The sequence below is a fragment of the Salinicola peritrichatus genome (genome assembly GCF_003206715.1).
GTDB classification, from domain to species: Bacteria; Pseudomonadota; Gammaproteobacteria; order Pseudomonadales; family Halomonadaceae; genus Salinicola; species Salinicola peritrichatus.
The window spans coordinates 21,884-43,274 of sequence record NZ_PZJU01000022.1; the positions used below are offsets into that span (position 1 = coordinate 21,884).

Sequence of the window (21,391 nt, forward strand, 5' to 3'; positions counted from 1 at the left end):
CCACGGGGCTTGCTGTGCAATCCTGCGACCTCAAGCATCTTCGATCAGCACATTCCCCGTCATCTCTTCGGGAATCGGTTGATGCAGCATGTGCAGAAGCGTCGGTGCCAGATCGCACAGGCGGCCGTCGGCCTTGAGCCTGACCGGCTTGTTCTGGCCAGCCTGGTTTTGGCAAACCTGGTTTTGACAAACATAGACCAGCGGCACCATGAAGGTGGTGTGCGCGGTGTGCGGATTGCCGGTAATGGGATCGACCATCAGCTCGGCGTTGCCGTGGTCGGCGGTGACCAGGCACTCGCCGCCAGCTTTCCGGATCGCTTCGACCACCCGGCCGAGACAGGTGTCGACCGCCTCGATCGCCTTGGTGGCGGCCTGTAGATCGCCGGTATGGCCGACCATATCGCCATTGGCGTAGTTGCAGATGATCAGGTCGTACTTGCCGCTCTCGATCGCCCCGACCAGGGTGTCGGTTAGTTCAAAGGCGCTCATTTCCGGTTTCTCGTCGTAGGTCTTGACGTCCTTCGGCGACGGAATCAGCGCGCGGTCCTCGCCCTTGAACTCCGACTCGCGGCCGCCGGAGAAGAAGAAGGTGACATGGGCGTACTTCTCGGTCTCGGCGATGCGCAATTGGGTCAGGCCATGGCTTTCCGCCACCTCGCCCAGGGTGTTGACCAGATTTCCGGGCGGAAAGGCGACCGGTGCATTGATGTCATCGGCGTACTGGGTCAGCATCACCAGGCCCTCGCCGGCCAGTTTGACCCGCTCGCCGCGGTCGAAGCCGGAGAAATCGGTATCGACGAAGGCGCGGGTCAATTCACGGGCGCGGTCGGCGCGGAAGTTCAGAAACAGCGCTGCGTCGCCGTCGGCCATGACGATCTTCTCGTCGCCTTGAGGGGGCCGCACCGCGGTGGCGGCGACGAACTCGTCGGTCTCGCCGCGCGCGTAGGCGGCGGCCAGGCCCGCTTCGGCGCTTTCGGCCACGTGCTCGCCTTCGCCGAAGCGAATCAGGCGGTAGGCCTTCTCGACCCGATCCCAGCGGTTGTCGCGGTCCATGGCGAAGTAGCGTCCGATCAGCGAGGCGACGAAGCCGTTGTCGGCGCCCACCAGCTCGGCCAGCTTGGCGTTGGCGCGTTCGATCGAAGCACCGGCGCTCTTGGGCGCGGTATCGCGGCCGTCGGTGAAGGCGTGCAGATAGATCCGCCTGGCGCCACGCGACGCGGCCAGCTCGGCGACCGCCAGTAGATGGTCCTCGTGGCTGTGCACGCCACCTGGAGAGAGCAGGCCCATCAGATGCACGGCGCCATCGTTGGCCACGGCGTCGTCGATCGGCGCTGTCAGCGCTTCGATCGTTTTCAGCTCGTCGTCTTCGATCGCCTTGGTGATCCGGGTGAAGTCCTGGTAGACGATGCGTCCGGCGCCGATGTTCATGTGGCCGACTTCGGAGTTGCCCATCTGACCTTCGGGCAGACCGACATAGGGGCCGTCGGTGTGAATCAGGGTATTGGGGTAGTCGCGCTTGAGCCGATCCATGACCGGCGTGTCAGCGTTGGCGACGGCATTGTTGGCGGTGTCGTCGTTCTGGCCGTAACCGTCGAGAATCAGCAGCGCCACCGGGCGCGGGATGGAAGTCTCTGCCATGACAAGCCTCGGAAAGTCGGATGAGCATTGGAAAATCGCAAACGTGGTGCGCTCGTGCACCCGCCGCAGCATGGTTGTGATGACCGTGCCGGCCGTGGATCATGTTCCGAAGGATAGCGCACCGCGTGACTCGGGTCAGCCGCCGGACCGCGAACGTGCGGCCTCGTCTCCAAGTCCGCCTCGTGTATAATGGCCGGCGCTCGGAGACGGGCCAATGCACGAAACAGAGGGCAACGCTCTCCCAGGCCGTTCGTGTCTCGCTGAAAGCCTGTGCCAGCGCTTTTCCGAGATGCGTCGTGACGCAGACGCGCCAGCAAGAGAACCACCGGGTCTCTCTGGCCCCCAGCTTTAGAGTGTCGGCAGATCCATGATCGATCAGTTATTCGAATTCATCGAAAACCACCCGCTGCTGGTCAGCGCCTTTCTGGTCGTGCTGCTCGCGTGGCTGGCTTTCGAGGCCAAGCGCGGCAGCGCTTCCGGCGTGTCCACCGGCGAGGCGACGTCGCTGATCAACCGTGAAGACGGTGTGGTGATCGATATCCGCGATAGCGGCGAATTCAAGGCGGGCCACATCGCCGGCGCCAAGAATATCCCCCAGGCGCGCCTCAAGGAGCGCCTCACCCAGCTCGACAAGTTCAAGGAACAGCCGATCATCGTGGTCTGCAAACAGGGGCAGGCCGCCGGGGCCGCGGTCACCGAGCTGAGCCAGGCCGGCTTCTCCCGTGTCTACAAGCTCAAGGGCGGCATGGCCCAGTGGCAAGCCGACAACCTGCCGGTGGTCAAGCGCTGAAGCGACGCCGGCCGCGCGACATTTCGTACGCTAAGCTCTCAGTAACATAAAGGAAACGCACATGGCGGAAGACAACAATCAGCAGGGGTCTCAGGACAAGCCGCAATTGCAATTCTCCCTGCAGCGCATCTATGTGAAGGACATCTCGTTCGAATCGCCCAATGCACCGAGCGTGTTCCAGCAGCCGTTCAAGCCCAAGGTGGGCCTCGACCTGGACACCGGCAGCCAGTCGGTGGGGCAGGACCTCTACGAAGTCGTGGTCAAGGTCACCGCCCAGGTCTCGAACAACGAAGACGGCGCCACCGCCTTCCTGGTCGAGGTGGAGCAGGCCGGCCTGTTCCGGATTTCCGGGCTCGAAGGCGATCAGCTCGATCACACCCTGGGCGCCTTCTGCCCCAACGTGCTGTTCCCCTATGCGCGCGAGTGCATCGACAGCCTGGTCAGCCGTGGCAGCTTCCCTCCGCTGATGCTGGCGCCGGTCAACTTCGAGGCGATGTACGCGCAGAAGAAACAGCGCGCCGCCCAGGCCCAGACCACCGAAACGGCTCACTAAAGCCAGCGAGCAGCCGACGATGGCCGCACCGCGCATCCATGTCGCCGCCAGCTTCCCGGTTGGCGGCGACGTCGTTCTGCCCGAGAATGCCGCGCGCCACGTCGCGCTGGTACTGCGGCTGCGCGAAGGTGCCCCATTGACACTGTTCGACGGTGCCGGCATCGAAGCGTCGGCGGTACTTTCGGAAGTCGGCCGCAAGCGCGTGGTCGCGCAAATCGAGGCGGTTCGCGAAGGTCGTGGCGAATCACCGCTGTCGGTGCACCTGGGGCAGGCGATCTCCAAGGGCGATCGCATGGATTACGCGATCCAGAAGGCGGTGGAGCTGGGCGTGGCGGCGGTGACGCCGCTCTACGTCGAACATGGCGACGTGCGCCTGAAGGGCGATCGCGAGGCCAGGAAGCTGGCCCACTGGCAGGGCGTGGCGGCGAGCGCCTGCGAGCAGTGCGGACGCGCCGTCGTGCCGCCGGTTCATCCGCCGCAAACGCTGACCGCCTGGCTGGCGGCACGGGACGAAACCCTGCGTCTGGTGCTGCATCCCGCCACCGATGACAATTGGTGCCAGCGCGACACGATCGACACCGCCGCGCTATTGATTGGGCCTGAAGGCGGACTCAGCGACACCGAGATCGAAGCAGCCCGCAGTGCCGGCTTCCAGCCGCTCACCCTCGGCCCGCGCATCCTGCGCACCGAAACCGCTCCGGTGGTGGCGCTGACGCTGCTGCAGCACCATTTCGGCGATTTGTAGGCAGCACCGTCCGGTAACCCGCTGTGCTCGCCCGTGCTGCGTTGCACCGATTCAGCTCAGCCGGATGACATAGTCCGGCATCTCCGGTTCGGGAAACACCGACAGGCTTTTGAGTCGATCGAGCGTGCGCCACTCCGCGCGCTCCAGGTGCGTGGTCAGCGCTTCGGCAGCGGCTTGGGGTTGGCGATCTAGCAATAGCTGCAATACCAGTCGGTGCTCTTTGAGACCGGGTTCATGGATCGGCCGACTAATCTCCTTGAAGAACAGGCGATTGATGGTCAGCGCCGTCTGGGCGTGGCGCAGATTGGAGAGCAGGCGCTGATTGCCGCAGAGTGCCAGGCACTGCTGGTGAAGCGCCTCCTCGGCCCATTCCAACTCGCTCAGCTCGGGTTGTGCTGTCGTTATCAGGCGTTCGGTGCGTGTCAGCATCGATTCCAGATTGGCGGATGCCAGTTGACTGGCCGAATGCTCCAGCGCATGGGGCTCGAGCAGCCGTCTGAGTTCATAGTCCTCACGAATGGCACGGGCGGTGATCGGTCCGGCCCGCCAACTGGAGTACGGCGACTTCTCGACTAGACCACGCTCCCGCAGGCGCAGCAGCACCTCGCGAATGGCGCTGCGATTGACACCGAAGTGTGCGGCGGCGCGCTGCTCGTTGATTTGGTAGTGGCCGAACACGACGCAAGTTGCGACCGCCCGATAGATGTCTCCATAGACGCGCTCGCCCGCCGATCGCGTATCCATGATCTGGGTCTCTTCATCGAGTCCCAACATGCGCGTCGTCAGTGGCTCGCGTCTTGGCGTCTGCGCCGAGGTCGGCCAGGAGACCAAGTAACCGCGGCCGTCGAAACGCGTGATCAATCCCTCTGCGTGGAGCATGCCCAGCGCTTTTCTGACCGGGGCGCGGCTTGTGCCGAATAGTGCTGACAGCGGCTGTTCCAGCAGCACCTGCCCCGGCTCGACGCTACCCCGGCGGATCGCCCGAGCCACCACCCGGTGGATCGTTTCATAGCGCGCGCGTCCATTGAACTTCGCGGTCTGACCTGGATCACTCCTCATGGAATGGATGTTCCTTATCACGGTCTGCGTCGTCGGGTCCGTTCTGGCGAATTATCGCATATTCCCGCCTGTCCTCCCGATAGGGATGTTCGAATAATCGACTTTTTGCATCAAAATCCAATTTATTGAGGGCGCTGCCAGCGCCATCTAGCCATTTTTTGCGCTAAAAAGTGATTTCTTGGCCGGTATAGTTAGTTCTGTAACCACAAAAAAATGACTATTTTTAAAAAAATACGGTTTGTGCTAGCGTTGTCATAGTTTCCCGCATCAGACCCAACAACAACGTCACGGGACAGATTGATGACCGACATTCCCTGCTCCGATGCACTCTCGCTGGCCGATGGATTCCGTCACGGTCACTGGACCCCGAGCGATATCGTGGAGGCTGCACTGAGCTCGGCGACCCGGGCCCCGTATGCTTTCATCGAATATTTGACCGAACGTGCACGACGCGAGGCCGCAGCATCAACCCAACGTTGGCATGCAGGGCAACCATTGAGTCCGCTCGATGGCGTGCCGATGGCATGGAAAGATCTATTCGATGTGGCAGGCCATGTGACTACGGCCGGAGCCGACTTGCGCCGCTCGGCAACGCCGGCATCATCCGATGCCGAACTGGTGCGGCTCGCCGCCAGTGCCGGCATGATCTGTCTGGGCAAGACCAACCTGAGTGAATTCGCCTACTCCGGGCTCGGCTTGAACCCGCATTTCGGTACGCCAGTGTTGCCCGGTACGCATATGCCATCCCGAGTGCCAGGTGGCTCCTCCAGCGGTTCCGGGGTAGCCGTTGCGGCAGGCGTCGTACCGCTCGCCATGGGTACCGACACTGCAGGCTCAGTGCGTATTCCCGCTGCCTTCAATGGGCTGGTGGGTTATCGGCCCAGCCCGGATCGCTACAGCCGTGACGGCATATTTCCGCTCTCCTCGACGCTTGACTGCGCAGGTCCTCTCGCCAGGAGCGTGCGTGATCTGTGTTGTCTGGATACCGTGCTCAGTGATGGCGAGGCGCCGGCACCACCAGCAAGCCTCGATAGCGTACATCTGGTCGTCGATACCCGAGTGCTCGAAGATCCCCAGATCGAATCTGCGGTGGCAGCCAATCTCCGCGAACTGGTGATGCGCCTAGAGTGCGCCGGCGCCCGAGTCGAGTGGCGCGAGTACACAGTGTTCGGCGAGACGCTGGATCACATCGCCCGCGATGGCTGGCTTGGTAGCCTCGAGGCATTCTTACTGCATCAGTTGCTGCTCGACAGCCATGACGCCGAGCGTCTCGACCCCCGGGTGCGTTGTCGGCTCGAAGCATCGCGCCCCGTGGATCGGGCGCATCTGGCCTCGCTGCTGGCACGACGCGACGCATTGCAGCAGGCCCAAGCTGAGACGCTTGGCGACGCCATCCTGGTGACGCCGACCGTCGCTCACGTGGCACCAGAGCTGGCGCCGCTGACCGAGGACGCAGCGCTATTCGCCGAGGTCAACGCAGCGACGCTGCGCCTGACCATGCCTGGCAGCCTGCTCGGCATGGCCGGCATCACGCTGCCCTCCGGCGTCGACCGCGCAGGGCTGGCCACCGCCGCGCTCTTCGCGACCCGCCGCGGCGAGGACACCCGACTACTGGAGACAATGGCCGCGGTCGAGCGAACACTGACAACCGTTTGAAGGGCGGGCAGGCGATGGCCCGGCGCCGCCTGCCTTGATCGATACCGGGAAGCGATCAAGGAGTTGTAGCGATGACAACAACGACGACGACTCACCAAAAAGAGATCCTGGTCTCGATCGGTGTGGATGTGGATGCCGTTGCCGGCTGGCTGGGTTCGTATGGCGGCGAGGACTCTCCGGACGATATCTCGCGGGGACTATTCGCTGGCGAGGTGGGCGTGCCACGACTGCTGAAGCTATTCGAGCGTTTCGGTATCACCACCACCTGGTTTGTACCGGGGCACTCGACGGAAACTTTTCCCGAGCAGATTCGGGCCGTCGCCGGTGCCGGGCATGAATTGGGCGTGCACGGTTACAGCCATGAAAACCCGATTGCGATGACGCCGGAGCAGGAAGAGGCGATCCTCGACCGCGGTATCGAATTATTGACCGAGATCGCTGGTAAGCGTCCGACTGGCTATGTAGCACCGTGGTGGGAATTCAGCCCGATCACCAACGAACTGCTACTGAAGAAGGGTATCAAGTACGACCACAGCCTGATGCACAACGACTTTACACCTTACTACGTCCGTGTTGGCGACCAGTGGACCAAGATCGATTACAGCCAGCATCCAGAGACATGGATGAAGCCACTGATCCGTGGCGAAGAGACCGACTTAGTCGAGATTCCAGCCAATTGGTACCTGGATGACCTGCCGCCGATGATGTTCATCAAGAAGTCGCCCAACAGCCATGGCTTCGTCAATCCCCGCGATATCGAGCAAATGTGGCGTGACCAGTTCGATTGGGTCTACCGCGAGATGGATTACGCCGTGTTCCCGATCACCATTCACCCTGATGTCTCGGGACGTCCCCAGGTCCTGCTGATGCTCGAGCGGCTGATCGAGCATATGCGCGCTCACGCCGGGGTACGTTTCGTCACCATGGACGAGATCGCGGATGACTTTCTCAAGCGTCAACCGCGCGGCTAACCCGACTTTCCGAGGGCAACACAATGCATAACAACACCTCGCTGTCCCCCGGCATCGCGCCGGATTTCTCGTTGAACGTGCCGAGTGCCGGCAGCGTTCGCTATGCGACCTGGATCGCCTTCTTCGCGTGGGTATTCGCAGTCTACGACTTCATTCTCTTTGGCACCCTGCTGCCCGAAATCGGACGTCACTTCGGCTGGAGCGAGGCCGCTCAGGCGGAGCTGGCGACCTGGATCGCGGTCGGCACCGCAGTGGTTGCCATCGGCATGGGGCCGTTCGTCGATCGCTTAGGGCGACGCGCGGGTATTATCTTCACCGTGGGCGGGGCGGCGGTCTGCTCCGCGCTGACCGCCGTCGGTGGTGCCTGGGGCAGGCTGCCGCTGATATTGATTCGCTCGGTCGCCGGGCTCGGCTATGCCGAACAGACCGTCAATGCGACCTACTTGAGCGAGCTCTACGCGGCCAGCGACGATCCCAAGCTGAAGCAGCGGCGTGGCTTCGTCTACAGCCTGGTACAGAGCGGCTGGCCGGTCGGCGCGCTGATCGCGGCGGCGCTGACGGCCATTCTGTTGCCGTTGATTGGCTGGCAGGGCTGCTTCGTGTTCGCCGCGTTGCCATCGCTGGTAATCGCTTTCCTGGCGCGCAAGCTCAAGGAGACGCCACAGTTCGAATTGCATCGCGAGATCGGCCGTCTCAAGCAGCAGGGCGAACAGGAGTCCGCACGTCAGCTGGCGCTTTCCCACGATGTCGATTTCGACTCCCACAGCAACGCTGGCCTCAAGGGTGCTTTTCAGCCCGCCACTCGGCGTGCGTTGTTCGTGCTGGGCGGTGCGATTCTGCTCAACTGGTTTGCGATTCAGGTCTTCAGCGTACTGGGCACCTCAGTGATCGTCAGCGTTCATCACGTCTCGTTTGAAAACTCTCTGGTGATCCTGATCCTGTCCAATTTAGTGGGCTTCTGCGGCTATCTCACTCACGGATGGCTGGGCGATCGCATCGGCCGGCGTAATGCGGTCGGCCTAGGTTGGATCTGCGGCGGCGTCGCCTTCGCCACCATGTTGTTCGCGCCCAGCGCTTTCTGGCCGGTGGTAGCGCTCTACAGCATCGGGTTGTTCTTCTTGATCGGACCCTATGCGGCGGTGCTGTTCTTCATCAGCGAGAGCTTTCCCACCAGCGTTCGGGCCTCCGCAGGGGCGTTGATCAATGCCATGGGGCCGATCGGAGCGGTGCTCTCCGGTGCCGGCGCCACTACCGTGCTCAGCATGGGCGGGGATTGGCAATGGGCGGCACTGCTGTTCGGTGCGCTGCCATGCCTGCTCTCGGGGTTGCTGATCTTCGCTGCCCGCCACGTCGATCCGGCCAGCGTGCGCTGAGCCTCACGCCAACCTCGAGGAGAGCATCATGCATGTAACCACGTCCTCGCCAGTGATGCTGATCACTGGCGCGGCCAGTGGCATCGGCCGCGCGCTGGCACTGCGTGCGGCTGAGAGTGGCTGGCACGTTCTCGGTGGGTATTTCCCCGCCGACCCCCACGATCCGGCGCCGGTACGTCAGGCGCTGAAAGCCCTGGATCCTGACAGCGATCTGCTGGCGTTGGACGTCACCGATGCTGAGTCGGTCGAGGCACTGGCGGAGGTCGCCATGGCACGCTTTGGGCGTCTCGATGCTGGGGTCGCCAATGCTGGCATCCTGCGCCAGTCACCGCTCACCGAAATGACCGATGTGGCCTGGGAGGCGATGCTCGACGTTGACCTCAGCGGGGTGATGCGCACCTTCCGAGCCGCCTCGCGTCATCTGAGAGACTGCGGTGCGCTGGTAGCGATTTCGTCGATCGCCGGAGGCGTCTATGGCTGGCAGGAACACGCCCATTACGCCGCAGCCAAAGCTGCAATTCCAGGGCTGTGCCGTTCGCTAGCAGTGGAATTGGCGCCGCGCGGCATTCGCTGCAATGCGGTGATTCCCGGTCTGATCGAGACACCGCAATCCCTAGATGCCGAGAATTCACTGGGACCGGCAGGGCTCGCGGCCGCCGGGCGCAAGATTCCGCTCGGTCGCGTCGGGCGGCCGGAGGAGATCGCCAGTGTCGTGCTATTTCTGCTCGGACCGGAGGCATCCTATCTCACCGGACAGAGTCTGGTGGTCGATGGTGGGCTCACCGTGCGTTGGCCCGATTAGGAGAGCGAACATGAACGATTCTAAATATCCACGCCGCTGTGTCGTCAGCGGCGCGGCTAGCGGTATTGGACGTGCGATCGCGCTGGCCTTCGCCGCTGAGGGCGACCGCCTGGTGCTGCTCGATCGCGATGGCGAGCGGCTCGCTCAGGCCGTGATCTCCTGTCGTGATCGGGGTGGTGCCGAGGTCTTCGGCGTCGAGGCGGACGTTGCAACTCCAGCGGGGGCCTCTGCCGGGGTCGATGCCGCGCTCCAGTACTGGCAAGGCATCGATATTCTGGTCAACAACGCCGGGTTGCTGACCCAGGCGCCCTGTACCCAACTCAGCCTAGCGCAGTGGGACGAGATGCTCGATGTCGACCTGCGCTCAGCCTTCCTCGCCTCCCAGCGGGCACTACCTGCGATGATCGCTCAGCGCTGGGGGCGGATCATCAACATTGCATCCCAGCTAGGGCTGAAAGGCGGTGCAGAACTCTGTCATTATGCCGCAGCCAAGGCCGGGATGATCGGCTTCACCAAATCGTTGGCGTTGGAAGTCAGTAGCGACAATGTGCTGGTCAACGCTATCGCCCCGGGGCCAATCGAAACACCGCTAGTCGACGGCATCAGCGCAGCGTGGAAAGCCGCCAAGGCGGCCGAATTGCCTCTGGGACGTTTCGGCCGCGCCGAAGAGGTGGCGCCGACGGCGTTGCTGCTGGCTTCCGATCCGGGCGGTAATCTCTACTGCGGTCAGACGCTAGGTCCCAACAGCGGCGATGTCATGCCCTGAGCGGCCATCCGCAAGGAGAGTAATATGTGTGGACTCTGCGGCCTGCTGGAAGGCTCGCCCCACTGGAGCGAAGTCATCAACAGTGAACTACCGCTACGCCAGCAGCGCTATGCGCGTATCGCGGCGATCAATCAGGTGCTGGTGAGTCATCGCCTGCGCCTGGAAGATTTCCAGGGCAGCGGATACGTGTTGGCGTCTCCGACCGGGCATCAAGAGATGATCGCCAACATCGACGAGCTGTGGACACGAGCCGAGGCATTGAGCGGTACTACGCTCGACCCGCTCGACAGCGAGCTGCTTATCCGATTGGAGTATGCCACATGACGCCTCCAGAGCGACCTCGACGCGGCGCCGACTACACGATTCTGCCGGTAGTAGTACTGACAGGCTTTCTCGGTAGTGGTAAGACCTCGCTGCTGACACGCCTGCTGCGTGACGATCCGCCCGGGGAGACAGCGCTACTGATCAACGAGGTTGGTGATGTCGGTATCGACCATCAACTTGTCAGTCCAGTAGCGCCGGAGGCGCGGCTGTTGCCCAGTGGCTGTGTCTGCTGCTCGATCCGTGGTGAACTCAAGGCGGCGTTGCTGACGCTATACGAACAGCGTCAGCGCGGTGAGCTGCCACCGTTCCGGCGCGTGATTCTGGAGACCACCGGATTGGCCGATCCGGCTCCGATTCTGGCGACGTTGAGTCATGACTCCCAATTGCGACATCACTTCCGGCCGGGACGCATTATCACTGTCATCGACGCGTTGAATGCCGAACTGCAGCAGCGTTGTCATCCGGAGTGGCTGGCTCAAGTTGGCGCGGCTGACGAACTGGTCGTCAGCAAGGACGAGCTGCTCGACTCAGAGATCGAGCTGCGCGCGCTGCGGGAATCGCTCGAGCGCTTGAACCCGGCCGCCGAGCACCACCTCGGTCGTGATGCCACGCCGGACTGGCTATCGCGCTTCGTCAAAGGTGTCACTGCGGGACCCATGCCGACGTTGCGTCCGGCGGCTTGGAATGATTCGCTGGCAGCGGCACACGGCGAGATTCGCAACGCTAGCCTGGTGCTGGACAGCCCGATTAATTGGACCCATTTTGGCATCTGGCTGTCGATGCTACTGCGCGCCCACGGCACCCGGCTATTGCGGATCAAGGGGCTGCTGGACGTGGGCGGGGCGGCGCCGGTCGCCATTCATGGCGTGCAGCACGTGCTGCACCCGCCCCAGCACCTGGCGGCCTGGCCGGACGATGATCGCCGTTCGAGGCTGGTGTTCATCACCCGAGGCATAGAGCCGGCAATGATCGAGCGTTCGCTGATGCGCTTTATGGCCGCACTCTCCCACTCGGATATCTGAGGAATGCCGCCCTATGTGTTGCAGCGAGCGGAGGGCAGCCGATCGGTCATTGTCACGCTGAAGTTCACGGCCGGTAAGGGAAAAATGAAATGGCAGTAACCCACACTCGTCCGCGACTCCGGGTACTCGGCACGTCGGTCACACTGCTCGAGCAGATCCGTCGCCGTGCCGAGCGCGATCTCGACATCGAGTTGGAGTTCATCATACGCAATGCAGCCGATGCCCAGCGCATGGCGGTCATGGAGCCTGAGGCCTATGACGTCTATGATCAGTGGTTCCACGATATCGATTTTGTGTGGCCAGCCCGGGCGATCCAGCCGATAGACGTCGCACGAATCGCCCGCTGGGATGAGCTGACACTGCGCGCGCGCGGCCGCACCTCTCAGGGCCTGCTTGACGACGACAGTGTCCCGCTGCAACGTCTCTTCGTACAGCCGGATGGCAATCTAAGCGCCGCACCGAGCGATGCTATCAGTATGCTGCCGCTGACTCACAATGTGGACAGCTTCGTCTACTGTGACGAACCACTGCCGGACGGGCTGACCCCGGAAGAGGCCAGTTGGGGATGGCTGCTGGACGAACGTTTCGCGGGGAGGGTGGCGCTACAGGCCGAGCCCTCGATCGGCGTATTGGATATGGCGCTGGCGGCATCCGCTTGGGGGATGTCGTTTGGCTGCTTGGGCAACCTTCGGATCGAGGAGATCGACGCCCTCACCGCGCTGTTGCAGCGCAAGCGCAAGAGCGGCCATTTCACCGCGTTCTGGGCCAACGAGGCCGAGGCAATGGAGTTGATGGCGAGTCACCGGGTCTGTTTGCAAAGCTTGTGGTCGCCGGCGCTCATGCGGCTACATCGCGGACGCCATCGCTATCGATTGGCACGGCCGCGGGAAGGCTATCGCGCCTGGCTGGGTGGCATGAGCCTGTCTTGCTCGCTGCACGGTCGCGCGCTCGATGCCGCTTACGCCTACCTCAACTGGTGGTTGGATGGCTGGCCCGGCGCGGTAATGGCACGCCAAGGCTACTATCTCTCTACCCCAGAGCGCACGCGCCAGCATCTAACGGCCCAGGAGTGGGACTATTGGTACGTCGGGCTGCCGGCCCGCAGCGGTCTCTGCGATGCCGATGGCGTCGAGTTGATCGCCAAGGGCGCGGTGCGGGAAGGTGGCAGCTACACCTCGCGCATGAGTCATATCGGCGTCTGGAACACGGTGATGGACGAGCACAACTATTTGGTTCGCCAGTGGACCCGTGCGCTGGTCGAGTGAACGGCGCGGGGCACGTCAGCGATAGCCATCGCGTCGATATCGCCTGGTGCGGCATTCGCTCGAGGTGATAGTCCCGTGGTGCCACGCTCATCATCTTCTTGAGCTGTTGCGAGAAGTAGTAATAAGGTCCGTCGCAGCTCAGGTTGGCGGCGATCTAGGTTACGTCGAGCAGGCAGCAGGCGCGGCTGATCTTGAAGTGCTGGAAGTCCTGCATCGGTGTCTGGCCGGTCTGGTGCTTGTATTCGCGGATGAACTGGCTGCGTGACAGCTTGCTGGTGGCATCAACCAAGAGGCCTGTTCGACATGCTGGTCAAGGCGCGCCTGCAGTCAGGCATTGACATGGGAGACTTCCAGCGGCGTGTGGTATTCGTCACGCTGATAGCGCACCAGTGCGATGTAGATCAACAGGACCTTGGGCTGGTTGGCGGCACGGATTAACGGTAGCGTCTGGCGGCGTGTTTACCACCGAGAGCAGTAGCTCCTATTTATCGACGATGCGCGGATGCCAGCCGATGCCGATGCACACTTCATCTTTGCTGTCGGCGATGGCATCGAAATGGTCCGAAGCCGAACTCCCGCTTAGATGAACCCATTAGATCGTCCACGGATCGTGTGGGTTGGCCCGGTAGCAATGCGCCCGCTGTGGAATTACCACGCGGTGCCTGCTCAGTGGCGGCGGCTAGTGTAAGGTTTGGACCAGCGGAGTGGCAGGGTTGGCGCAACATTGGCCATCTCCCCGGCAATCTCCGCCATCTTATGGCCGCGTAAGATATGTTACGTCTTTGTCATTGATCGAAATGGCCCGATCGAACGGTGGTGCAGATGGAGGTTGCGTCATTCGGTGGCGTTCCCTCTGGCGCCGCTCGCGACGTTTCAGGAGTTGACCATGGCGACATGACCTACCTCAACTGGTCGGGGGCGAATTCGTGCCCAGCGAAACCGGTTCCTGGCTCGTGGTCACCGATCTGGTCACGGCAGGTGTTGTGCAAGGTACCGGCGGCGACGCTCGCGGAGATTGGGTGTGCCGCCGTTTCCACCCGGGTGACGTTCGAGCATTGGTGTGAAATGCCGCTCAATCGAGCCTTCGGGTCTGCGCCGTTAGCTCTTGGCCTTGATCATTTTCTCGCGCTCCAGCCGCGCCTGTTCCTCGGGATAGGTGGGGTAATCGATGTAACCGCGTGCATCGCCGCCATAGAAGGTATCTGGATCGAACTCCGCCAATGGCCAGCCATTCTGCATCCGCTCGACCAGATCCGGGTTGGAAATGAACAGGCGTCCGAACACCGGCAGGTCGATGGTGCCTTCGTTGACCAGCTTTTCGGCCTCGGCCTGATCGAGATTGCCCGCCAGCAACAGCGTACCTTCGTAGACATCGCGGAACTGACGCAGGTAGTCGCGGGGCATCGGCGCCATGCCCTGGCCGCCCTGGTCGTGCAGATGCACGTAGGCCAGCCCGCGCTTGTTGAACTCCCGCGCCAGGTGCAGATAGGTTTCGCCGTTGTCGTCGTACTCCGGCATGTCGAACAGCGTGCCGTGGGGAGAAAGGCGAACGCCGACGCGCCGTGCGCCGATCAGCTTGCTGACCTCGTCGACCACTTCCAGCAGCAGGCGGCAGCGATTTTCCCGCGAGCCGCCGTATTCGTCGTCGCGATCGTTGACGCCGGGATTGAGGAACTGCTCGAACAGGTAACCGTTGGCACCATGGATCTCGACGCCGTCGAAACCGACGCTGCGCGCATTGACCGCGGCCTGGGCGAAGTCACGCACGATATCGCGCACCTCGCGGGTTTCGAGCCGGCGTGGCTGGCTCGCCGGGAGCATGTCGGGCTTGCCGTCCTCGTTGTAGCCGAAGGCCATGCCGCCCGGCTTGTCGCTGGGGCCGACGGGCGAGGCGCCGGCGACCTGCACCGAGGTGTGCGAGACGCGTCCGACGTGCCAGATCTGGGCGAAGAAGACGCCGCCGCGCTCATGCACCGCACGGGTCGCCTTGGCCCAACCTGCGAGCTGATCGGGGCTGAAGATGCCGGGGTTGTAAAGATAACCCTGACCCTGGCGCGAAACCGGGGTGCCTTCGGAGATGATCAGTCCGGCACTGGCGCGCTGACGATAGTAGAGCGCGCCCATTTCGTTGGGGATATCCTCCTGCGCGCGGGAGCGGGTCATCGGCGCCATCACGATACGATTGTTCAGGCGTGTGCCGTTCAGGTCGAACGGTTCGAAGAGTGAAGCCATGCCAGGATCTCCTTTTCGGGACAGGCGGTTGGTACCAACGACAACGCGAGCCCTGGCGGACTCGCGTATCTCTGAGGGCAAGCCTAGAAGGTAATTAGCGACTTAACAATTGCCCGCCTCGATCCATGGCATAGGCTTTGATTATCGCTCCCGAGCGGGATCAGGATCACACCACCGAAGTCATGCCGCCGTCGACCAGAATGTTCTGCCCCGAGACGAAGTTGGAGGCGTCCGAGCCGAGATAGATCAATGTGCCGACCAGTTCCTCGAGCTGGCCCCAACGTGCCGCCGGGGTGCGCTTCTCGATCCAGGCGTTGAACTCGGCATCCTGCCATAGCGCCTGATTCATGTCGGTCTGGAAGTAACCCGGCGAGAGGCAGTTGACCTGGATACCATAACGCGCCAGATCCGCCGCCATGCCCTGGGTCAGCAGCGCCACGCCGCCCTTGGAGGCGGCGTAGGGCACGATGGTCTGCCGTGCGAGTTTCGACTGCACCGAGCCGATGTTGACGATCTTGCCGCTGCCGCGCGCCGACATCGCCGGACTCAACGCCCGCGAGACGTAGAAGGCGCTCGACAGGTTGGTGGCCAGCACCGCATCCCAGTCGCTGGGCTCGAACTCGTTGAACGGTGCGCGCTTCTGCAGCCCGGCGTTGTTGACCAGAATATCCGGCACGCCGTGACGCTCGACCAACGCCTCGATAGCCGCCTTGACTGCTTCGGCATCGGTGACATCGAAGGCTACTGCTTCTACCGCCGCGCCGGTCTCCGCGGCAAGCTCGTCGGCGGCCTGCCTGACCGCTTCGAGCCGCCGGCCATGGAGAATCACTCGGGCGCCGTGTTCGGCCAGGCCGCGCGCCAGCGCGCTCCCCAGGCCTCGCGTCGAGCCGGTGACCAACGCCAGACGGTCACGAATATCGAATAGACTGCTCATCGGAAACTCCAGTTCGGAAATCAGCGCTCAGAAGATCAGATAGACCACGCAGGCGAGGACGAAGCCGACCAACGATTCCAGCGCCTGCTGTACCGTCCAGGTCATCAGCGTGGTCTTGACGTCCATGCCCAGCAAGCGGCCCACCAGCCAGAAACCGGAATCGTTGACGTGGCCGGCGAAGACCGAGCCGGCGGCGGTGGCCAGGGTGATCGCGACGACCTGCATGGCGGAAAAGTCGCCGTTGGCCACCGCCGGTGCCATCAACCCCGCGGCGGTAACCAGGGCGACGGTGGCCGACCCTTGGGCCAGGCGCATGACCACGGCAACCACATAGGCGGCGGCGATCACCGGCAAGCCGAGGTCGCTCATCGAATCGGAGAGCGCGTCGCCGATGCCCGAGGCCTGCAGCACGCCGCCGAACATGCCCCCGGCACCGGTGATCAGGATCACCGAACAGATCGGCCCGAGCGAGGAGTCGACGATCTTCTCCAAGGCGCTGCCGCCCTCGCCGCGCCGGCTGCCCAGCACATAGGTGGCGACCAGCACCGAGATCAATAGCGCGATCGGCGTCTCGCCCAGCGAGGAAAGGAACTGGAACCAGGTGGCCTCGCTGTCGGCCACGCCGGCGGCGCGGGCGAAGTCGAGCCCGGTATTGAGGAAGATCAGCGCCAACGGCAGCAACAGCAGCGCGATGACCGTGCCCACCGAGGGCGGGTTTCGGACATCGTCATCGTCTTCGCCGCCGAACAGGCTGACCCGCAGCCGGAAATCGAAGCGCCTGGCGGCGAACAGCCCCCATAGATAGCCGGAGAGATACCACATCGGAAAGGCAATGATGATACCGACCAGCAGCACCAGACCCAGGTTGGCGTCGTAGAGTTCGGTGGCCGTGACCGGGCCGGGATGGGGCGGCACGAACACGTGCATGACCGAGAACGCCGCCGCCGCCGGCAGCGCGTAGAGCAGCACCGGGCCGCCAAGGCGCCGCGCCACCGCGAAGATGATCGGCAGCATCACCACCAGGCCGGCATCGAAGAAGATCGGGAAGCCCATGATCAGCGAGGCGATGCCGAGTGCAAGGGGCGCTCGCGCCTCGCCGAACAGCGATACCATCTTCTCTGCCAGCACCTTGGCGCCGCCGGAATGCTCCACCAGTTTACCCAGCATCGCGCCGAAACCGACCAGCAGCGCCACCGAGCCCAGCGTTTTGGCGAAGCTACCGGTCATGGTATCGACGATGGCGCCGGCCGGGATGCCGGTGGCGAAGGCGGTCAGCAAACTGACCAGCACCAGGGTCGGGAAGGCATGAAGATGAAAGCGGATGATCAGAATCAACAACAACGCGATCGCGACGACGGCGATACCGAGCAACGGGCCGGCCGACAGCGTTTGCGTCCACGTATCCATGTGAACCTCCGAAATGGAAGAGTGCGCCAACCACCTTGGCACGACCCGTGGCGGCTAAAAATGCGACATTGGTTTAGGATGGGTCGGACCTTTGTGTACCAATGTCGGACAAACGGGGATTTAATTTAACCGAGCCTATGCGCCGGCGTGGCCGTGCATGAAACGTCACCAGACCCTAAGCTCAATATAGTGGACCTGCCCTTTGCGAGAATGACCATGCTTCGCTTTCCTTCGTTTCGTTATCAATCTCCCGACATCGATACCAGCGGTAATGGCGATGGGGATCCTTATCGTTGGCTGGAAGCCGTCGACGGCGCCGAGGCGCTGGCATGGGTCGAGGCACGTAACCGCCAGGCCCTCGAGCGTTTCGCGGACGACACCTTCGATGGCCTGGAACGGGGACTGCGCGAGATTTTCGATGCCGACGACCGCATTCCCTTCGTGGTCAAGCGCGGCGAGCATTACTACAACTTCTGGCAGGATGCCGAGCACCCGCGCGGTCTGTGGCGGCGCACCAGCTGGGCCTCCTATCGCCAGCCACATCCCGAGTGGGAAGTGCTGATCGATGTCGACGCGCTCAACGCCGAGGAGGGAGAGAATTGGGTTTGGCATGGTGCGCGCTGCCTCGAACCCGATGATCCCGAAGCGCCCTGGGAGCGGGCACTGATAGCGCTCTCTCGCGGTGGCGCCGATGCCGACGTGACTCGAGAGTTCGATCTGATCGGCAAGCGCTGGATCGGCGGCGGGATCGATAATGAAGGCGAGGATGGTTTCACACGCGACGAAGCCAAAGGGGGGATGAGCTGGATCGATCGTGATAGCGTCTATGTCTATACCGATTTCGGCGATGGATCGCTGACGGCCTCCGGCTATCCGCGCCGGGTCAAGCGCTGGCGGCGGGGTCAACCACTGGAGGCGGCGGAGACGCTGTTCGAGGCATCCGAACAGGATCTGATGGCGGTGGCCTTTCGCGATCGAACCCGCGGCTACGAGCGCGATTTCATCCACCATGCGCTGGCGTTCTACGAGCAGCGCCTGATCGAACTCACCCCCGAAGGCGAGGTCACGCTCGACCTGCCGCTTTCCGCCGAGGCCGGGGTGCACCGCGACTGGCTGCTGGTACATCTGCGCGATGACTGGCAACTCGGCGAGGAGGACGGCGCCGGGAAATATACGAGTGGCTCGCTGCTGGCGATCGACTACGAGGCTTTCAAGCAGGGTGCGCGCGACTTCACGCTACTGTTCGCACCGGACGACCATCGCTCGCTGGAAGGCTTCGAGTGGACGCGCCACTACCTGGTGCTGGATATCCTCGAGGACGTCAAACACCGCTTCCAGGTGCTCACGCCGGGGCAGGGCAGCGGCTGGTCGCCGCGTCCGCTGACCGGCGTGCCGGAAACCGGCGAGATCGGCATTGCGGCGGTCGACGATGAAGAGAGCGACGAAATCTTCATCATTGTCACCGACTACCTGACTCCCACGACCCTGGCTCGCGCCGACCTGGCCAAGCCGGCTAGCCCGGAAATCATCAAGCGTGCGCCCGCGTTCTTCGATGCCGACGGCATGCGGGTCGAACAGCGCTTCGCCACCAGCCGCGACGGTACTCGGATACCTTACTTCCTGGTGCTGCCGGCGGAAGTTTCACGTGGAACGCCACTGCCGACGCTGCTCTACGGCTATGGCGGCTTCGAAATCTCGTTGACCCCCCATTACGCCGCCGGCGTCGGGCGTAGCTGGCTCGCGCGCGGCGGCGCCTACGCGGTCGCCAACATTCGCGGCGGCGGCGAGTACGGACCGCGCTGGCACCGCGCCGCACTCAAGGGCAAGCGTCACAAGGCGTTCGAGGATTTCGCCGCCGTCGCCGAGGATCTGGTCGCTACCGGCATCACCACGCCCGAGCGGCTCGGCATCCAGGGCGGTTCCAATGGCGGGTTGCTGGTCGGCAACATGATCACCCGTTATCCCGACCATTTTGCCGCGGCGGTGTGCGAAGTGCCCTTGCTGGACATGCGCCGCTATCACCAACTGCTGGCGGGGGCCTCGTGGATGGCCGAATATGGCGATCCGGACAGTGACGACTGGGAGGATTTCCTCAAGGATTACTCTCCCTACCACAACCTGCGCGATGACGTGGACTATCCGGCGGTGCTGTTCACCACTTCCACCCGCGACGATCGCGTCCATCCCGGTCATGCACGCAAGATGATGGCGCGCATGGAGGCGATGGGCTGTGACGTGCACTACTACGAGAACACCGAAGGCGGCCACGGCGGCGCGGCGGACAACGCCCAGCGGGCACGCCTGGGTGCGCTGGCGTGGCGTTTCCTGTGGGATCGTCTGGGCGGCGTATGAGTGCCGCCCGGGCTGGGAGAGGCAGGAGGAAAAGAGGGACATGCCTGATGTCAGGTCGGCGTGCCCACGCCGTTGCGCGCCCCCATCCTGAGCCCCATGGCATAGAACGCGTAGGCGCACAGCCCGGTGGCCGGCGCCGAGAAGGCGGCCAGGCCGGGCAACTGCATCACTACCATGCCCACCAGGGTGGCGCCGAACCAGGCGCTCAGGCCGCGTGCGTCGTAGGTGCGGGAGAGGCGCTCCGGCGCCGTCGCGCTATCCTCCACGCCGGGAGGGTGGGCCTGGATGTGGGCCAGCGCCACGCCGACCCAGGCCACCACGAACACGCCCTGATAGGCCAGCGCCTGGAGGATGTAGCCGAACACGTCCGCCATCATCAGCAGGTAGGCCAGCACGCCGATGATGCAGCCGGAGACCGCCTTGGAGAGCTTGGTGCCGGTGAGCTTGTGCACCAGCGCCTCGAAGTTGATCGTCGCCAGATAGTAGTTGGCGGTGTTGATGCGGCTCTGGGTCACCCATACCAGCAGCAGTCCGCCGAAGCCCATCAGTTCGAGCAGCCCGAGCACCACCGAAATTTCCGACAGACCTTCCACCGGAATCATGGCATCGAGCAGGATGCCGACGATGCCGCTGAACAGGAAGGTCATCAGGTAGAACGGTACGCCGAAGGTCACCCGGGCGTGGAAGGCGGCGTCCTTGCGGCGGCCGAAGCGGGCGTAGTCGAAGGTGAACATCATCAGCACCCAGACCCCCATGTAGTAGGCGAAGGTCTGGGCCCAGCCCCACGGCGAGGCGCTGCCTTCGGGCACCCGGGTCAGCCAGCCGTCGGGATAGCCGAACTCGGCGAGCGCCATGCCGACGGCGATCAGCATGCCGATGACGTAGGCCGGCAGCAGTACGCCGTTGAACTTGTCGAGCCAGTGCTGGACGCTGCCGAAGATCAGCGACGCGCCGAGGATCGCGACGATAGCGGTGCAGATGGCCATGCTCAGGCCGCCGCTCCATTCACTCAGCACCAAGGCCATCACGTAGCCCTCGAACACCGCGTAGTAGAGGGCGGTGGCGAAGAAGATCAGGCTTGCCAGCAGCGCGCCCGCCTGGCCGAACAGGCGGCGCGAGAACAGCCCCACGGTGAGCCCGGTGCGAATCGCGTAGCGGCTGATCAGGGCGTTGATCAAGCCGTAGGCGAGTACCGTGAGGACGATCCCGATCAGGGCGTTGACGGTGCCGTAGCTGCGCGCCATCGCCGCCGCCACCACCATGTAGAAGATCGCGCTGCATACCGCCCACCAGGCCATCATCAGATTGGCCCTGGGCATGCGCCCGGCATCGGGCACCGGGCATTCGGAAAAGTCGAGGTCGGCGCCTGTCTGCGCCTGGGGTGCGTTAGCCATGATGAAGATACCTTTTGTTGTGCTTGTCTTCGCAGGGTTTCAAGGGGCACCGGGCGGTGCGAAGTCATGGTGATGGGGCGGGTTTCTCCTTGGCTGGACCCGGCGCGG

At 63.3% G+C, this 21,391-nt stretch carries 19 protein-coding genes; 12 read left to right on the forward strand and 7 right to left on the reverse strand.

Annotated features, from left to right (window positions below):
* Positions 1-30: 30 nt before the first annotated feature.
* Positions 31-1,638: a 2,3-bisphosphoglycerate-independent phosphoglycerate mutase gene (gpmI, locus tag DOM57_RS09715; protein ID WP_110649009.1), complete on the reverse strand. Its 1,608-nt coding sequence runs from the start codon at positions 1,636-1,638 to the stop codon at positions 31-33.
* A 367-nt stretch (positions 1,639-2,005) separates the two neighbouring features.
* Here gpmI and DOM57_RS09720 point away from each other — a divergent pair, with 367 nt between their 5' ends.
* The 3 genes from DOM57_RS09720 (at position 2,006) to DOM57_RS09730 (ending at position 3,726) form a co-directional block, all read left to right on the forward strand.
* A complete protein-coding gene (locus tag DOM57_RS09720) occupies positions 2,006-2,428 on the forward strand; it encodes a rhodanese-like domain-containing protein (protein WP_110649010.1) in 423 nt (140 codons plus the stop codon).
* 61 nt (positions 2,429-2,489) lie between these two features.
* A complete protein-coding gene (secB, locus tag DOM57_RS09725) occupies positions 2,490-2,981 on the forward strand; it encodes a protein-export chaperone SecB (RefSeq protein WP_110649011.1) in 492 nt (163 codons plus the stop codon).
* Positions 2,982-3,000: 19 nt separating this feature from the next.
* The gene (locus tag DOM57_RS09730; RefSeq protein ID WP_110649012.1) at positions 3,001-3,726 is read left to right on the forward strand and encodes a 16S rRNA (uracil(1498)-N(3))-methyltransferase; all 726 of its coding nucleotides are present in this window, start codon (positions 3,001-3,003) and stop codon (positions 3,724-3,726) included.
* A 51-nt stretch (positions 3,727-3,777) separates the two neighbouring features.
* Here DOM57_RS09730 and DOM57_RS09735 read toward each other — a convergent pair whose 3' ends face one another.
* Complete coding sequence (locus DOM57_RS09735; RefSeq protein WP_110649013.1) at positions 3,778-4,785, reverse strand: GntR family transcriptional regulator; 1,008 nt, start codon at positions 4,783-4,785, stop codon at positions 3,778-3,780.
* A 300-nt stretch (positions 4,786-5,085) separates the two neighbouring features.
* Between DOM57_RS09735 and DOM57_RS09740 the strand changes: the two genes are divergently transcribed.
* From DOM57_RS09740 to DOM57_RS09775, 8 genes are all read left to right on the forward strand, one after another.
* Positions 5,086-6,441, forward strand: coding sequence for an amidase (locus DOM57_RS09740; protein WP_110649014.1), 1,356 nt, complete (start codon positions 5,086-5,088; stop codon positions 6,439-6,441).
* Between the two features lie 71 nt (positions 6,442-6,512).
* Positions 6,513-7,412 carry a polysaccharide deacetylase family protein gene (locus DOM57_RS09745; protein ID WP_110649015.1) on the forward strand — a complete coding sequence of 300 codons (900 nt, stop codon included), beginning with the start codon at positions 6,513-6,515 and terminating at the stop codon, positions 7,410-7,412.
* A gap of 23 nt (positions 7,413-7,435) precedes the next feature.
* Positions 7,436-8,785 carry an MFS transporter gene (locus DOM57_RS09750; protein ID WP_110649016.1) on the forward strand — a complete coding sequence of 450 codons (1,350 nt, stop codon included), beginning with the start codon at positions 7,436-7,438 and terminating at the stop codon, positions 8,783-8,785.
* A gap of 28 nt (positions 8,786-8,813) precedes the next feature.
* A complete protein-coding gene (locus DOM57_RS09755; RefSeq protein WP_110649017.1) occupies positions 8,814-9,587 on the forward strand; it encodes an SDR family NAD(P)-dependent oxidoreductase in 774 nt (257 codons plus the stop codon).
* A 10-nt stretch (positions 9,588-9,597) separates the two neighbouring features.
* A complete protein-coding gene (locus DOM57_RS09760) occupies positions 9,598-10,353 on the forward strand; it encodes an SDR family NAD(P)-dependent oxidoreductase (RefSeq protein ID WP_110649018.1) in 756 nt (251 codons plus the stop codon).
* Positions 10,354-10,377: 24 nt separating this feature from the next.
* Complete coding sequence (locus DOM57_RS09765; protein ID WP_110649019.1) at positions 10,378-10,677, forward strand: hypothetical protein; 300 nt, start codon at positions 10,378-10,380, stop codon at positions 10,675-10,677.
* Complete coding sequence (locus tag DOM57_RS09770; RefSeq protein WP_110649020.1) at positions 10,674-11,699, forward strand: CobW family GTP-binding protein; 1,026 nt, start codon at positions 10,674-10,676, stop codon at positions 11,697-11,699. Before DOM57_RS09765 ends, DOM57_RS09770 begins: the two co-directional genes overlap by 4 nt.
* Positions 11,700-11,788: 89 nt before the next feature.
* Positions 11,789-12,964: an ABC transporter substrate-binding protein gene (locus tag DOM57_RS09775; RefSeq protein WP_110649021.1), complete on the forward strand. Its 1,176-nt coding sequence runs from the start codon at positions 11,789-11,791 to the stop codon at positions 12,962-12,964.
* A 154-nt stretch (positions 12,965-13,118) separates the two neighbouring features.
* Here the strand turns inward: DOM57_RS09775 and DOM57_RS22555 are convergent, their stop codons facing one another.
* The 4 genes from DOM57_RS22555 to DOM57_RS09790 form a co-directional block, all read right to left on the reverse strand.
* On the reverse strand, positions 13,119-13,253 hold the full coding sequence (locus tag DOM57_RS22555; protein ID WP_275425969.1) for a hypothetical protein: 135 nt from the start codon (positions 13,251-13,253) through the stop codon (positions 13,119-13,121).
* An 809-nt stretch (positions 13,254-14,062) separates the two neighbouring features.
* Positions 14,063-15,196, reverse strand: a complete 1,134-nt coding sequence (locus DOM57_RS09780; RefSeq protein WP_110649022.1) for an alkene reductase — start codon at positions 15,194-15,196, stop codon at positions 14,063-14,065.
* A gap of 166 nt (positions 15,197-15,362) precedes the next feature.
* Complete coding sequence (locus tag DOM57_RS09785; RefSeq protein WP_110649023.1) at positions 15,363-16,130, reverse strand: glucose 1-dehydrogenase; 768 nt, start codon at positions 16,128-16,130, stop codon at positions 15,363-15,365.
* A 27-nt stretch (positions 16,131-16,157) separates the two neighbouring features.
* On the reverse strand, positions 16,158-17,537 hold the full coding sequence (locus tag DOM57_RS09790; protein ID WP_110649024.1) for a GntP family permease: 1,380 nt from the start codon (positions 17,535-17,537) through the stop codon (positions 16,158-16,160).
* 216 nt (positions 17,538-17,753) lie between these two features.
* Between DOM57_RS09790 and DOM57_RS09795 the strand changes: the two genes are divergently transcribed.
* Entirely contained in the window at positions 17,754-19,889 is a 2,136-nt protein-coding gene (locus DOM57_RS09795; protein WP_110649025.1) for a prolyl oligopeptidase family serine peptidase, read from the forward strand.
* Between the two features lie 50 nt (positions 19,890-19,939).
* On the opposite strand, the gene DOM57_RS09800 is transcribed toward DOM57_RS09795, so the two are convergent.
* Entirely contained in the window at positions 19,940-21,283 is a 1,344-nt protein-coding gene (locus DOM57_RS09800) for a purine-cytosine permease family protein (protein WP_110649026.1), read from the reverse strand.
* Between the last annotated feature and the right edge of the window lie 108 nt (positions 21,284-21,391).